Here is a 15,185-nt window from a genome sequence, read left to right as displayed (position 1 = left end):
CAGTGCGGTGTCTTCGGTGACGGAAGCGGTGTCGGGCTTGGCTTCAGGGACGGTGTCGGTGATCTGGATAACCAGGTCATTGCTACGGGTCTCGCCGGCGAAGTCCGTGACGGAAACCTGGAAGAGGTCGCGGACCGAATCGTCGCCATTAGAGTGATCGGCAGCTCCGCCAGTCTCCTGGTAGGAGTAAGTGATCTTGCCAGTGGTGGCGTCGTAATTGGTGATGGTCAGCACCCCCTTGTCGGTGGTGATGACTACCGGGTTGGCGGCGCTGGCGTTGCTGACGTCCTTGCCGCCGACCGTAACCTTGTTGATGCCAGCCTCGGCGGATACGGTCACGGAGCCAGTGACCGTGGCGCCAGAGGCTTCGGCCACATTGTTGTGGCCTGCGGTAACGTCGCCGTCGCTGTCCTCAGGCGTGATCACTGGAGGAGCGTCGGTCTGGCCGGTTACCGTAATGGTCAGGGTGGCAGTGCTGGTCGCGCCTTGCGCGTCGGACACGGTGTACGTGATCGACGTGGTCGCCGTCTGGCCGTCGTTCAAGTACTGGAACGACGTGCCGGGATTGAACGTGTATGTGCCGTCGGCCTTCAGCGTGAACGTGCCGCCATTCGAGCCGACGACAGGCTGGCCGACGTCGGCGTCGACGCCGTTGACCTGCGAGACGTGGATCTTGTCGCCGTCCGGATCGCTATCGTTGCCCAGCACGCCTTCGGTGACGTGGTCAACGACCAGGGGCTTGTCTTCACCGGTGGTGCCTTCGTCATTGGCGGCGACCGGGACGGGGTTGCCCACAGTCCAGACGAAGGTCTGGGAGACGGTTGCGCCCGACTTGTCGGTGGCGGTTACGGTGATGAGGTACTCGCCCTTGACGCCCGTGTTGGTGTGATCGGACGCCCAGTTGGCGAACTGGCCGGTGAAGGTGCCGGTGGTGGGGTCGAACTTCAGGCCGCCGGGGATGTGGTCGACCGAGTAGACCAGGGATTCGCCGTCGTCGAGGTCGCTGAAGAAGCCGGACAGGTTGTAGTTGACGACATCGCCGTCCATGTTGTCCTGGTTCTGCAGGGCAACTGCGGTCGGCGCGTCGTTGGTGCCGGTGATTTCGACCGTCAGCGTGGCGGAGCTGGTGCCGCCTTGGCCGTCCGTGACGGTGTAGGTGATCGAGCTGGTCGCCGTTTGGCCAACAGCCAGATGCTGGAAGGCGTTGCCGGGGTTGAACGAGTACGAGCCGTCGGGGTTCAGGGTGAACGTGCCGCCGTTGGAGCCGGCCGTCGGCGTGCCGACGTTGCCGGTGGCGCCGTTGACCTGCGAGACGGTCAGGGTATCGCCGTCCGGGTCGACGTCGTTGGCCAGGACGCCGTTTTGGGCGTCGACGTTGAGCGTGGTGTCCTCATCCGTGGCGCCGTTGTCGTTGGCCGCCGTCGGTGCGGGATTGGTGACGTCCCAGTTGAAGTCCTGGGACGTCGTGGCGCCGGACGGGTCGGTGGCGGTCACCGTCACCGTGTAGACGCCATTGTTGCCGCCTTGCGAGGCGGAATGGTCGATGGTGCCGGTGATGATGCCGGTGTTCGGGTCGATGGTCAGGCCGGGCGGCAGGCCGGTGGCGGTAAAGGTGAGCTTGTCGCTGGTGTCCGGGTCCGAGAAATGGCTGGAGACGTTGTAGCTCACGCCGGTCTGGGCGTCGATGCCCGAGGTATCGGCGATGGAGGTGGACACCGGGCCGTCGTTGGTGCCGGTGATCGTCACGACGACGGTGGCCGTGGAGGTGGCGCCGCTGGGATCCGTGATGGTGTACGAGATGGTGCTGGTGGCCGTTTCGCCCACGGCCAGGTGGCCGTATTCGTTACCCGGGTTGAAGACGTAGCTGCCGTCGGGCAGAACCGTGAAGGCGCCACCGTTGCTGCCGTTGACCGTGATCCCGGCTGGGGTCATCGGGCGGCCGCTGACCGAGACGATGGCCAGCGGGTCGCCGTCGGGATCCGAGTCGTTCAGCAGCAGGTTGCCGCGCACCAGGCTGTTCTGCTCGCCGCTGCCGGTATCGTTCAGCGCGTTGGGCGGAGTGTTGACGGTGGCCGGGGTGGCCTCATCGTCGCCGCCGGCGCCGGTGCCGGACAGGCGGGGCAGGATCTCCTGGCCTCGGCTGGGGTTCGGGTAAGCCAGGTCGAGCGGCGTGGTGGTTTCCAGGATGCGGGCCAGGCGCACGAAGCTGCTGCCGCCATCGGCGCCGCCGGCGGACAAGACTGCAGCGGTGGGATCCAGTTCATCGAACGGGTCGCGGCCGTCGCGCAGGGCGGCCAGCAAGCGGTCGGAGTCGGTGCCGGAGGGCGGAGCCACTGCCGCTTCGGACGGGTCGGCCAGGGGGCCGGTCATGTCGCCGGTCACGGCAACCTCGCGGCCTTCGCCGATGACGATAGGCATGCCGTTTTCGACCTGAAGCGAAACCGTGGCGCCCGAGGCAGTGACGACGTCGCTGCCTGCGGGGACCTTGCTGCCTTGATGCAGTTCAGTCAGGGAACCGTCGCTATTGCGTATCCACGCGCGACCGGAGATTTCGTTGACGACTGCGGGAGAAGTGTTGGCCATGTTGGTTCCGATTCAGGGAGTTATCCAAGATGGCCAGATACTAGATTGCGCCGCCGGCGCGGGATATTGTCCTCAAGGACAGTATCAGGAAGTAATTTTGATTTTGGCGTCGGCGGGGGCAGAAATGCCGTGAACGAGCAGGGCGAGCTGCAGGCGGTCGGTTACGCCCAGCTTTTCGAAAACGGCTGACAGGTGGGCCTTGACCGTGCGTTCGGTAATGCCCAGGGCTTCGGCGATCTGCGCATTGGCCTGGCCGCTGGAGGCATAGCGGGCGACGGTGATTTCACGCTCCGTCAGCACGCCGCCGTCCCAGGAGTGCGCGTCCTGGGCGCGTTCGGCGACCAGCTTGAGCAGCCGCGACACCAGCGAACGGCCCATCCAGATGCCGCCGGAAGCGACGACTTCCAGCGCCTGCGACAGCGAGGCAGCGGAGGCATAGCCATGGCAGTAGCCATGGGCGCCGGCGCCCAGGGCCCGGGTGCCTTGCTCGTCGTTCGGACTGGGGCTGGCGACAACCACGTGCAGGTCCGCCAGGGTCGTGGTCCAGATGGGGTCTTGCCAGGACGGCAGCCGGGGCAGGTCCGCATCCAACACCGCCAGCGTGCGGCCCTGTTCGCGCCAGCGTTGCAGGTCGGCCAGGCCGCGCCCGCGGGCCGCCAGCCAGCGGGCCGGGTTCAGGCCGCGCCAATGCTGCCACAACAGGTCGTCGTGCGTAATCAACAGAACAGGAACGGGTTTCATAAAGCCTTGCAGCCCTCCTTTAACGTTCGGTAAAGGCATTCGCCTTGGCGCGCAGTATGGGCTTGAGCAGGTACTGCAGCACCGTGCGCTTGCCAGTCAGGATATGAACCTCCGCCACCATCCCGGGGATGATGGGCAACAGTTTGTCGCCTACCGTGCTGCGGTCCGTGCGGACCCGCACCACATAGTAGGAATTGCCTTTCTCATCGGTCACGGTGTCCGCGCCGATCTGTTCCACCTTGCCTTCCAGCCCGCCGTAGATGGCGAAGTCGTAGGCCGTGAATTTCACTTCCGCCTTCTGGTCGGCATGCAGGAAGCCGATGTCGCGCGGCTGGATGCGGACTTCGAGCAGCAGCGTGTCGTCCTTGGGCACGATCTCGATGATGTCCTTGCCGGGCTGGACCACGCCGCCAACCGTGTTGTTGAACAAGGTCTTGACCGTGCCGCGCACCGGGGCGCGGACCTCGGCCAGCTTCACGCGGTCGGCCAACGCCAGCTTGCCCTGGCGCAGGGTGGCCAGTTTGGTGTTGGTTTCCGACAGCTCGTTGCGGGCCTGGTTGCGGATGTTCAGCTCGGCTTCCTGCAGCTTGCTTTCGGCTTCCTTGATGGAAGCCTGGAAGCGGTCGATCTGGGCTTCGGCGCCTTTTTGCTCACCGCAGTAGCGGGCCACGTCGCGTTGCAGGCGCAGCAGGTCGACTTCGGACACCGCGCCGCTCTTGAGCAGAGGACGGGTCACCTGCAGTTCGCGCGAGGTGAGGCCGCAGCTGGCCGCGGCCTGGTCGCGTTTGGCTATTGTTTCGCGCAGGTCTTCCTGGCGTTGCTTGAGCTGTTCGCGGGCGACGTTGACCGTGGCGTTCAATTCGGTGGTGCGGGCCTGCCACGCATTGCGCTCCATTTCCACCAGTCCTGGCGCCTGCGTCAGCACTTCCTCGGGAGCCACGAAGGGCTCGCCGGTGGCCAGGGCCTGCAGACGGGCCGCCTTGGCGAGCAGGGAGAGGTATTCGGCGTTGTTTTCGCCCAGGGACGAGGCGAACCGGGTGGAGTCGATCTTCAGCAGGATTTCTCCGGCCTCGACTTCCTGGCCCGGACGCACCAGGATTTCCTCGACGATACCGCCGTCCAAGCTCTGGATGATCTGAACCTGGCGCGACGGCACGACCTTGCCTTCGCCCCGTACGACTTCGTCGATGCTGCCGGTGCCGGCCCAAAAAAGCAGTCCGCCAGTGGCCAGCAGGCTTACCCACAGAAGAATGCGCGAGCCACGCGCCTGCGATTCGTGGATGACCCATTCCGCGTTGCCGACGTAGTCGGAGCGTTGCTGGGGTTTGCCTTTTTCGGCTCCGTCCAGCAGGCGGTCGAAGAAGAACACAAACACGCCGCGAAGCTTGCGCCACAAGCTTCCAAACAGGCCGTGCCGGGTTTCGCCAGGATTGTTCAGCATGGTTTCCTCAGCTTCCGCGTCCGACGCGTCCTTGACGCAGTGCTTCGACAACTTGCTCCTTCGGACCGTCGGCGACGATATGGCCGTTGTCGATCACGATCAGGCGGTCGACCAGGTCCAGCAGCGCGGTGCGGTGCGTGACCAGCAGGATCGTCTTGGTGGCGCTGGCTTCGCCCAGGCGCTTGCGCAACTGCGCTTCGCTCTGGTGGTCCATGTTGCTGCTGGGCTCGTCGAGCAGCAGAATGGGAGGATCGTTGATCAGGGCGCGAGCCACCGCCACCGACTGGCGCTGGCCGCCGGACAGGGATTCGCCGCGTTCACCGATGATCATGTCGAAGCCGTCGGGATGCAGGTTGGCGAAGTCCGTGACGCCGGCCATGTTGGCGGCCGCCAGGATGCTGGCGTCGTCGGCGTAGGGCGCGCCCATGGCGAGGTTGTGCTTCAGGCTGCCGTAGAACAGCAAAGGGTCCTGCGGCACGTGGCCGATGGCGCGCCGCACGTCGGCGGGATCGATCTGCCGCACGTCGACGCCATCCAGCAGGACCGCGCCCTCGGTGGGTTGATACAGCGCCAGGGCCAACTTTTCCAGCGTGGTCTTGCCGGAGCCGATGCGGCCGATGATGCCGACCTTTTCGCCCGGCTTCAGCTTGAAGGACACTTTCTTCAGCACGGGCTGCTTGCTGCCGGGATAGCTGAAGGTCACGTCGCGGAATTCAATGCCGCCATGGAAGACCGGGCGATGCAGGAATTCGGCTTCCGCCGGACGTTCGATCGGGAGCTTCATGTAGTTGTCGATCGAACCCAGCGAGGTGCGTGCGTTCTGATACTGCATCAGCAGTCCGGCCACTTGGCCGAGCGGGGCCAGGCAGCGCCCGGCGATCATGGAGGCAGCGATGATGCCGCCCATGGAAATGGCGGATTCCTGGGCCTGGTAGACGCCGATGATGACGACGGAGATCGAAACCAGTTGCTGGATCGCCTGCACGAAGCCGACCGTCGACGACGAAATCAGCTTCAGTTTGCCGCCGGTCAGGGCGATGTACTCGGTGGCGCGCTCCCAGTTGCGTTGGATGGATCCCTGCGCGTTGAGCGTCTTTACGGACTCCAGGCCGGTCAGGGCCTCGACCAGGGTCGCGTTGCGCTGCGACGAGGCCTGGTAGGAGGCCATGGTGAGGGATTCCATGCGGGCTTGCGCGGCCAGCGACACCAGCAGGATCAACACGATCGCGACCAGGGGCGGAAGGATCATCCAGGGCGAGATCCAGGCCAGCGCCAGCAGGAACAGCAGAATGAAGGGCAGGTCGACCAGGGTGGTGATGGTGGCCGACGCGATGAAGTCGCGAATGGATTCGAATGAACGCAGGTTGGCGGCGAAGGAACCCACCGATACCGGCCGGCCTTCCATGCGCAGGTCCAGCACGCGTTCCATGATCTGTGCGGACAGGCGCACGTCGACCCGTTTGCTGGCACTGTCCACTACGTGGGAGCGCGCGGTGCTCAGGATCATGTTGAAGATTACGACCAGGGTGATGCCGATGGCCAGCACCCAGAGCGTCTCGACGGCGTTGTTCGGCACGACGCGGTCATACACGTTCATGGTGAACAGCGGCATCGCCATCGCGAAGATGTTGATCAGCAGGGCGGCGATCAGGGCGTCGCGGTACAGGCGCCGGTTTTCCATGATGGCGGCCCAGAACCAATGGCGCTCGCGGACCTTGGCGACTTCGGGCGCGCGCGCGTCGAAGCGGAATTGCGGGCGGACGAAACACACCACTCCGGTGTATTGCGCCGACAGCTCGGCGGCGCTCATTTCCATCGAGCTGCCGCCCAGCTCGGGGTGGCTGACGACGTAGTTTTCGCCGTCTTTCTTCAGCAAAAGGCAGGCGCGCTCACCGTTGAGCAGCAGGATCGCTGGCAACAGATCCTGCGAGATGCTGTCCAGCGTACGCTTGACCACGCGGGCAGAGAGCTGTGCGCGCGCGGCGGCGCGCGGCAGCAATGCTGGCGTCAGCTTGTGTTCTTCCAGCGGCAGGCCGGCCGACAGCGCCTGGGCCGTCGCCGTCACGCCATGCAGCCGGGTGATTTCAACAAGGCAATCCAGCAGCGGATCGTCGTGCGCCGCGCGCGCGTCAGCGCGCCACTCCCGGGCCGCCATTTCAGATAACTTGTCCATCTTCGTCATCCAGCAGGTCGAGGTGTTCGGAGAGGCGCGCGCGCTGTTGCTTGCGCTGGGTCAGCTTTTGTTGAGCCTGGATAGGCAGGTCAGTCATACGCAAGGTGCCATTGGCTATCAGCGCGTCGATCAGGTCTTCCAGGACGCGGACGAAGTCCGCGTCCAGTTGTGAGAAATCGTTGCCCTGTTTCTGCATATGGTCTCCTTGCGCTTGCTTCGCCTAGGGTTTGGCCTTGGGCGAGTTTACCGGGATGAACGTCGGCGGCAGGTTGCCCTCGTTGTATTGCACGCGCACGGGCGCCAGACGGGCGGAGTCGGGGATCGTCGAATTGCAGAGCTTGATCACGTCGTCGGAGACTTCCAGCTTGCCGTTTTCCTCTGGCATTTCATTGCGCGCCGGCTGCAGCGCCAGGGCCGGCAGCAGCGCGTGCGACAGTGCCAGCCAGCGGTATTGCGCGATCTGCAGGTCATACAGGGCGTTGGTCAGGGCGCGGCGCGATTCGAACAGTTCGTTTTCCGTGTCCAGCAGGTCCAGCAGCGAACGCTGGCCGATCTGGAACTGCTGGCGATAGGCTTCACGCACCTTGGTGGTGGCGACTTCGTGGTCGCGCAGGAAGGGCAGCTTCTGATTCAGGCTGGCCACGTTGTTCCAGGCCACGGCCAGGTCCTGCTGCACATTGCGGCAGGTGTAGTCGCGGATATCGCGCGCGGCGTAGGACTGCGCCGAGGTCTGGCGCACGCGGGCGGAATCGGAACCGCCGCGATACAGGTTGTAGCTCATGACGAGCTGCACGCTGGAGTTCTGGATGTCGCGGTTTTGCGGCGTCGGGTCGTTCTGGTCGCGGCCGGTGGCGGCCACGAATTCGAACTTGGGCGAGAACGCGCCCTTGGATGAGGCGACGCCAGCCTGTGCAGCCTGCAAACCGGCCTGCTTGGACAGGAAGCTGGGGTTGCGGCGCAGCGACTCGTTGAAGTTGGCCGGCTTGACCGGCAGCTTGCCGCTGATATCGGGCGTGGGCTGCATCGATTCAGGGGGCAGGGCGCCGGTGACGCGCTGGAAGCGCTGCTGCACGTCCAGCAGGTTGGCGGTCTCGGTCATCAGGTTGGTCTGGGCCAGCGCCAGGCGCCCGCCGGCCTGTTCCAGGTCGACCCGGCGTCCCACGCCCGATTCGGCGCGCTCATTGATCTGCTTGAGCGTTTCTTCGTGCAGGGTGTAGTTCTGGCGGGCCAGCAGCTCCATGTCGCGGTAGCGTTGCAGGTCGATGTAGGCCTGCACCGCGCCGAATGCGGTGTTGTCGCTGGTGGCCAACAAGTCGTAGAAACGCGCCAGTTTGTCGAAGCCAGCCTGCTTGACGTCGTTGCTGGTGCGGAAGCCGTCAAAAATCAGCTGGCGCAGTTCCACGCTGTAGCCGGGGCGGCTCCATTGTTGCGACCCGACTCCGGGCACGTTGTTGCGGTACTCGCGACCCACATAGCCTTGCGCATTGATCTGCGGGAAGAACGCGCCGCGAGCAACCGCCTGGCCTTCCAGCGAAGCCTGGAAATCGTGGTACTTGGCCTGGATTTCCGGGTTGCTGAGCAGGGTCTGTTCGACAACCTGGTTCAGGGTGACCCCAGCTGTCCCGGAACCGGGAGCGGCTGACTGTGCAAATGCCGCAGGAACGAATGCCAGGGCAAGGACCGAAGTCGTGCTTTTGAGCAAAAACGAAGCCATAGTGATTATTCGCGAGTCGAGTTAGGAATTAATGGCCGCCATATTGTGTGGAAATGTCAGATTTGACGAGTCAATATTTGTTAATTCTTGACGAAGTTTTCCAGTCGGCAGTTTGAGTTTCTTCGCGCATCATCTCTTAATTAGCTTGAATTTGCACTAATTTCGCTGTATCCCGGATTTTTGATCCGGTTTAATGCAGGATAAATGCGGTTTATTGCGCTTTATTTCGCAAATTGGGCGACCACAATGAACAACGATTATATCGGTTTGATAATTTTGTATCTGTTTTAAATACCCGAATTTGTATCTGTAACTGTTTGGCTGTGGTTCGCTTGGGGTAGGGAAGTAGGACGAATTGACCCCCTGTGATTTCCTAGCATGGTAGTGTTGATACTGGTATATAAGGTGTAATTGTACTAGGTTGAGACCCTGTGCATAATTCGTTCATGCCGCAGTGGCTGGCGCTCGGGGGTCGTATTTCGAACCGCGCGCGGCACGAGCCGGATTGTCTATTTGCAGAGCGCATCCATGGCCCAAACTCTTTACGACAAACTCTGGGACGCCCACGTCGTCCATCAGGAATCAGACGGCACCTGTCTGCTCTATATCGATCGCCACCTGGTGCATGAAGTCACCAGTCCCCAGGCGTTCGAAGGTCTGGCGATGGCCGGTCGCAAGCCGTGGCGCACGGGCGCCAACCTGGCGGTGGCGGACCACAACGTGCCGACGCTGAACCGCGCCCAGGGCATCGACGATCCGATTTCCCGCCTGCAGGTGGATACGCTGGACGCCAACTGCGACAAGTACGGCATCACCGAATTCCGCATGAATGACCTGCGCCAGGGCATCGTGCACGTGATCGGCCCGGAGCAGGGCGCGACCCTGCCTGGCATGACCGTCGTCTGCGGCGACTCGCACACCAGCACGCACGGCGCCCTGGGCGCCTTGGCCTTCGGCATCGGCACCTCCGAAGTCGAGCACGTGCTGGCGACCCAGACGCTGCTCATGAAGAAAGCCAAGAGCATGCTGATCAAGGTCGACGGCGAATTGCCCTTTGGCTGTACGGCCAAGGACGTGGTCCTGCACATCATCGGCATCATCGGCACGGCCGGCGGCACGGGCTACGCCATCGAGTTTGCCGGCAGCACGATCCGCGCCCTGTCCGTCGAAGGCCGCATGACCGTCTGCAACATGGCCATCGAAGCCGGCGCCCGCTCCGGCATGGTGGCGGTGGATGACAAGACCATCGAATATTTCCGCGGCCGTCCCTTTGCACCCACGGGCGTGCTCTGGGACCAGGCGGCGGGCTACTGGCGCACCCTGCACACCGACCAGGGCGCCAAGTTCGACGCCGTGGTGGAAATCAATGCCCGCGACATCAAGCCGCAAGTCACCTGGGGCACTTCCCCCGAAATGGTGCTGCCGGTGGATTCCCGCGTGCCCGATCCCGATCGCGAAAAAGACGACGTGCGCCGCAGCGGCATGGAGCGCGCCCTGCAGTACATGGGCCTGAAGCCCAACACGCCGCTTACCGACATCCGCGTGGACCGCGTGTTCATCGGCTCGTGCACCAATTCGCGCATTGAAGACTTGCGCGCGGCCGCCGCCGTGGCGCGCGGCAAGCATGTGGCGTCGAATGTGCGCCAGGCCATGGTGGTGCCGGGCTCGGGCCTGGTCAAGCAACAGGCCGAGCGTGAAGGGCTGGACAGGATCTTCATCGAGGCGGGCTTTGAATGGCGCGAACCGGGCTGCTCCATGTGCCTGGCGATGAATGCCGACCGCCTGGAACCCGGCGAGCGTTGCGCTTCGACCTCGAACCGCAACTTTGAAGGCCGCCAAGGGCAGGGCGGGCGCACCCATCTGGTCAGCCCGGCCATGGCCGCCGCCGCCGCTGTCGCCGGCCATTTCGTCGACGTCCGCACTTTCCGTTAAGCGTCAAGCACCGAGTACCGACATCATGCAAGCATTTACCACTCACGAAGGCCTGGTGGCTCCGCTCGATCGCGAAAACGTCGACACGGACCTCATCATCCCCAAGCAGTTCCTCAAGTCCATCAAGCGCACCGGCTTCGGCCCGAATCTGTTCGACGAGCTGCGCTATCTGGATCACGGCGAACCCGGCATGGACAACAGCAAGCGTCCGCTGAATCCGGATTTCGTGCTGAACCAGCCGCGCTACCAGGGCGCTTCCGTGCTGCTGGCGCGCAAGAACTTCGGCTGCGGCTCCAGCCGCGAGCACGCGCCCTGGGCGCTGACGCAGTTCGGTTTCCGCGCCATCATTGCGCCGTCCTATGCCGACATCTTCTTCAACAACAGCTTCAAGAACGGCCTCTTGCCGATCGTCCTGTCCGAACTGGAAGTCTCGCGCCTGTTCGACGAAGTGAAGGCCTTCCCCGGCTACAAGCTGCGCGTCGACCTGGACCGCCAGGTCGTGGTGGCGGCGGACGGGCGAGAGATGGGCTTCGACATCGAACCCTTCCGCAAGTACTGTCTGTTCAATGGCTTCGACGATATCGGCCTGACCCTGCGCCAGTCGGACAAGATCCGCGCCTTCGAGGCGGAGCGCCTGGCTCGCCACCCGTGGCTGGAAAGCCGCCCCATCGCCTGATGCCGCCATTATTCTGATTACAGGATCGTTTTCGTATGACTCACAACATCGCAGTCTTGCCGGGTGACGGCATCGGCCCGGAAATCGTCGAGCAGGCCGTGCGCGTCCTGAAGGCGCTGGACGTCTCGTTCGAGATCAAGCAAGCGCCCGTGGGCGGTGCCGCCTTCGATGCGTTCGAGCACCCGCTGCCGCCGGCCACGCTGAACCTGGCCAAGGAATCGGACGCCGTGCTGTTCGGCGCCGTGGGCGACTGGAAGTACGACAGCCTGCCGCGCGAGTTCCGCCCCGAGCAGGCCATTCTGGGCCTGCGCAAGGCGCTGGGCCTGTTCGCCAACCTGCGTCCGGCCATTCTGTATCCGGAGCTGGCCAGCGCCTCGTCGCTCAAGCCCGAGATCGTGTCCGGCCTGGACATCCTGATCATCCGCGAACTGACCGGCGATATCTATTTCGGCACGCCGCGCGGCGTGCGCTCGTCGCCCGACGGCGCCTTCACGGGCGAGCGCGAAGGCTACGACACCATGCGCTACGCGGAATCCGAAGTGCGCCGCATCGCGCGCATCGGCTTCGAATCGGCCCGCAAGCGCGGCAAGAAGCTGTGCAGCGTGGACAAGGCCAACGTGCTGGAGACCTCGCAGTTCTGGCGCGACATCGTCATCGAAGTGGCGCGCGAGTATCCCGACGTGGAGCTGTCGCACATGTACGTCGACAACGCCGCCATGCAGCTGGTGCGCAACCCGCGCCAGTTCGACGTCATCGTGACCGGTAACCTGTTCGGCGACATCCTGTCGGACGAGGCCGCCATGCTGACCGGCTCGATCGGCATGCTGCCCTCGGCTTCGCTGAACGCCGGCGGCCAGGGCCTGTATGAACCCAGCCATGGCTCCGCGCCTGATATCGCCGGCCAAGGCATCGCCAATCCGCTGGCGACCATCCTGTCCGCGGCCATGCTGCTGCGCTATTCGCTGAATCTGGCGCCGCAGGCCGACCGCATCGAGGCCGCCGTGCGCCGCGTGCTGGCCGACGGCCTGCGCACCGCCGACATCTTCGAGCCGGGCACGACCAAGGTCGGCACGTCGCAGATGGGCGACGCGGTGCTGAAGGCGCTGGCCTGATCTTTCGCGGGATCCAGCCGCCGTTTACGGCGGCCGAGTCGGCACCAGACCAGGGGCGGCCCAGCCGGGCCGCCCCTGGTTTTGCTGTTGTGGCGTCGCCGCGAAAGCGCGTTGTATCCACTGCGGCCCCTATTATTTCTAGCTGCGCCGCAACATCCGGCCGTGCATTCTGATAAATTGTTGAATTGCACGGCTTTTTCCCCTGGACCCTAGTCTCCACACCTTTAAAGAGCGATTGAAATGAATCAAGCAGTAGGCCTTGTCGGCTGGCGCGGTATGGTCGGCTCGGTGCTCATGCAACGCATGCGCGACGAGAACGACTTCGCACTGATCGAACCGGTGTTTTTCTCCACCAGCAACGCTGGCGGCGCCGCGCCCACTTGGGCCACTGGCGCAGGTCCGCTGCAAGACGCCTACAACATTGATGCTCTGAAAAAACTGCCGATCATCGTGACCGCGCAAGGCGGCGACTACACCTCCGAGGTCTATCCGAAGCTGCGCGGCGCGGGCTGGAACGGCATCTGGATCGATGCCGCCAGCACGCTGCGCATGGCTGACGATGCCATCATCGTGCTGGACCCGGTCAACCGTCCGGTGATCGACGCGGCGCTCAAGCGCGGCGTGCGCAACTTCATCGGCGGCAATTGCACCGTCAGCTGCATGCTGATGGGCCTGGCCGGCCTGTTCAACAACGACCTGGTGGAATGGATGACCTCCATGACGTACCAGGCGGCCTCCGGCGGCGGCGCGCAGCACATGCGCGAACTGCTGACCCAGTTCGGCGAGATCAATCAATCGGTCAAGTCCTTGCTGGACGACCCCGCGTCGGCCATCCTGGAAATCGACCGCGGCGTGTTGGCCAAGCAAAAGGATCCGGCGCTGCCCCACGAGCACTTCGGCGTGCCGCTGGGCGGCAACCTGATTCCCTGGATCGACAAGGATCTGGGCAACGGCATGTCCAAGGAAGAGTGGAAGGGCGAGGTCGAGACCAACAAGATCCTGGGTCGCGGCGCCGCCTTCGGCACGCCCGCCACGCCGATCGACGGCCTGTGCGTGCGTATCGGCGCGATGCGCTGCCACAGCCAGGCGCTGACCATCAAGCTCAAGCGCGATGTGCCGCTGGACGAGATCGAAGCGCTGATCGCCGAAGGCACGCAGTGGGCCAAGGTCGTGCCCAACACCAAGGAAGCGACGGTTTCCGCGCTGACCCCGGTCGCCGTCACCGGCACGCTGGATATTCCGGTGGGCCGCCTGCGCAAGCTGTCGATGGGCTCGCAGTACCTGGGCGCCTTCACCGTGGGCGACCAACTGCTGTGGGGCGCCGCCGAGCCGCTGCGCCGCATGCTGCGTATCGCGCTGGCCGAAGCCTGATGCCGTTGCAGGCGGTATTTGCCGCCGTCTGATCAAATATGCAAGGCAAGCAAGGGCACCTCAGGGTGCCCTTGTCGTTTGCGCGGCTTGTTCGCGCCATGTCGGCGGACAGGCCCGCCAACAAACGCGGCCGGGCCTTTCAGGTTTGTGAAATGCGCATGATCCATTACACTTTTCCCGTGAATTGATGCCTGTTCTCAGCCATGCATATGGCGTGAGCCGGCCCCAGCCCGCAAGTCGACTACAAGACGGAATTCCAGCTTATGACCCAGCGTTCGCGCCAAGTGAAGCATGCCCGCCGTTTAAAAGCCCTGCAGTGGGCGATTGCGCTGGCGATTGGCTCAAGCGTGTGCAGTACCGCGATGGCCATGCGCGTGGGGCATTCGCGGGTGGTTTCCGTGCCGGGCGCGCCGTTGCAGGCGGTGGTGGGGCTGCAGGAACTGACATCCGAAGAGATCGCTACGCTCAAGGTATCGGTGGCGGACGAGGCCGCCTGGCAGCGTGCGGGCCTGAAGCCTCCGGTTCCGCTGGCAAGCATGGTGGTCCGTGTCGAAGATGGCCTGGACGCGACGCGCAAGAATCTGCGTGTGCGGGCCTCGCAACCGCCGGTCAGCGGCGCAGTCGATTTGCTGCTGGATATCAGCTCCAGTTCGGGGCAGCGCCAGGTGCAGGTCAGTATTCTGGTGCCCTTGCGCGGCACCACTGCGGACGTGACGCCTGCCGCGGTCGGTACGCCGGCCCGTTCGGCCGGGTCGCGTTCGGTCAATGTGAAGTCCGGCGACAATCTTTTCGCCATCGCCCAACGCAATGCCGTGCCCAACGCGTCGGTCTACCAGATGCTGGTGGCCTTGTGGCGCGCCAACCCCGAGGCGTTCATCCAGAACAATATGAATCTGGTGAAGGCGGGGCAGAAGCTGACGATTCCGGATGCGGCCACCGTCCGCGCCGTGGACCCGGCCGAGGCGCGCCGCATCTTCAACGAACATGCCGAAGCGTTCGCGAAGTACCGCGCGCGCATCGGCGCGGCTGCGGGAGCGAACCCGTCCGTGGTTCAAGGGCAGGGCGCGGCTTCGGGCAGCGTGGCTCCTCCCGCCGATGCTGGCGTGGCGAGCGCATCGCAACCGCAGGATCGCGTGCGCCTGTCCTCGGGGCAGGCGCAAGACAATGCGTCGGTGCAAGCCGAGGCGCGCGCCGATGCCCGGACGTCGACCGAGCGCGCCATGGCCGATGTCCAGGGGCGCGTGAGCCAGCTGCAAAGCAACGTCGATGATTTGAACAAGGCAGTGGCGCAGCAGGACGCTTCGGGCGGGGCTTCGGGCGCTGCCGCGGGGACCTCAGGCGCGGCAGGCGCTTCGGGTGCGGCAGGCACTCCGGGCGCGGCAGGTACTTCGGGCGCGGCAGGTACTTCGGGTGCGGCAAGTACTTCGGGTGCGGCAGGTACT

The 15,185-nt window shown here is 64.2% G+C and carries 11 protein-coding genes; 5 read left to right on the top strand and 6 right to left on the bottom strand.

Going from position 1 to position 15,185, the window contains the following annotated elements:
- From BRO63_RS10160 to BRO63_RS10135, 6 genes are all read right to left on the bottom strand, one after another.
- A partial coding sequence (locus BRO63_RS10160; protein WP_143219460.1) for a retention module-containing protein occupies positions 1 to 2,583 on the bottom strand: 2,583 nt, incomplete at its 3' end.
- Between the two features lie 84 nt (positions 2,584 to 2,667).
- A complete protein-coding gene (locus BRO63_RS10155) occupies positions 2,668 to 3,324 on the bottom strand; it encodes a helix-turn-helix transcriptional regulator (protein WP_088139674.1) in 657 nt (218 codons plus the stop codon).
- Between the two features lie 19 nt (positions 3,325 to 3,343).
- Positions 3,344 to 4,765, bottom strand: a complete 1,422-nt coding sequence (locus BRO63_RS10150) for an HlyD family type I secretion periplasmic adaptor subunit (RefSeq protein WP_088139675.1) — start codon at positions 4,763 to 4,765, stop codon at positions 3,344 to 3,346.
- Positions 4,766 to 4,772: 7 nt separating this feature from the next.
- Entirely contained in the window at positions 4,773 to 6,938 is a 2,166-nt protein-coding gene (locus BRO63_RS10145; protein ID WP_373557773.1) for a type I secretion system permease/ATPase, read from the bottom strand.
- On the bottom strand, positions 6,922 to 7,134 hold the full coding sequence (locus BRO63_RS10140) for a hypothetical protein (protein WP_042792889.1): 213 nt from the start codon (positions 7,132 to 7,134) through the stop codon (positions 6,922 to 6,924). The genes BRO63_RS10145 and BRO63_RS10140 overlap by 17 nt, the downstream gene beginning before the upstream one ends.
- Positions 7,135 to 7,158: 24 nt before the next feature.
- Complete coding sequence (locus BRO63_RS10135; RefSeq protein ID WP_088139671.1) at positions 7,159 to 8,652, bottom strand: TolC family outer membrane protein; 1,494 nt, start codon at positions 8,650 to 8,652, stop codon at positions 7,159 to 7,161.
- Positions 8,653 to 9,180: 528 nt separating this feature from the next.
- Between BRO63_RS10135 and leuC the strand changes: the two genes are divergently transcribed.
- The 5 genes from leuC to BRO63_RS10110 form a co-directional block, all read left to right on the top strand.
- Positions 9,181 to 10,584, top strand: a complete 1,404-nt coding sequence (gene leuC / locus BRO63_RS10130) for a 3-isopropylmalate dehydratase large subunit (protein WP_088139669.1) — start codon at positions 9,181 to 9,183, stop codon at positions 10,582 to 10,584.
- A 25-nt stretch (positions 10,585 to 10,609) separates the two neighbouring features.
- A complete protein-coding gene (gene leuD / locus BRO63_RS10125) occupies positions 10,610 to 11,260 on the top strand; it encodes a 3-isopropylmalate dehydratase small subunit (protein WP_088139668.1) in 651 nt (216 codons plus the stop codon).
- Positions 11,261 to 11,295: 35 nt separating this feature from the next.
- The gene (gene leuB / locus BRO63_RS10120; RefSeq protein WP_088139666.1) at positions 11,296 to 12,372 is read left to right on the top strand and encodes a 3-isopropylmalate dehydrogenase; all 1,077 of its coding nucleotides are present in this window, start codon (positions 11,296 to 11,298) and stop codon (positions 12,370 to 12,372) included.
- A gap of 240 nt (positions 12,373 to 12,612) precedes the next feature.
- On the top strand, positions 12,613 to 13,743 hold the full coding sequence (gene asd / locus BRO63_RS10115) for an aspartate-semialdehyde dehydrogenase (protein WP_054458280.1): 1,131 nt from the start codon (positions 12,613 to 12,615) through the stop codon (positions 13,741 to 13,743).
- A 263-nt stretch (positions 13,744 to 14,006) separates the two neighbouring features.
- A partial coding sequence (locus BRO63_RS10110) for a type IV pilus assembly protein FimV (protein ID WP_143219459.1) occupies positions 14,007 to 15,185 on the top strand: 1,179 nt, incomplete at its 3' end.

It is taken from the genome of Achromobacter xylosoxidans (assembly GCF_002192695.1).
In the GTDB taxonomy this organism is placed as follows: Bacteria; Pseudomonadota; Gammaproteobacteria; order Burkholderiales; family Burkholderiaceae_B; genus Achromobacter; species Achromobacter xylosoxidans_C.
Note: the sequence above shows the minus strand (reverse complement) of the source record. Positions and strands in the feature narration are given on the sequence as shown.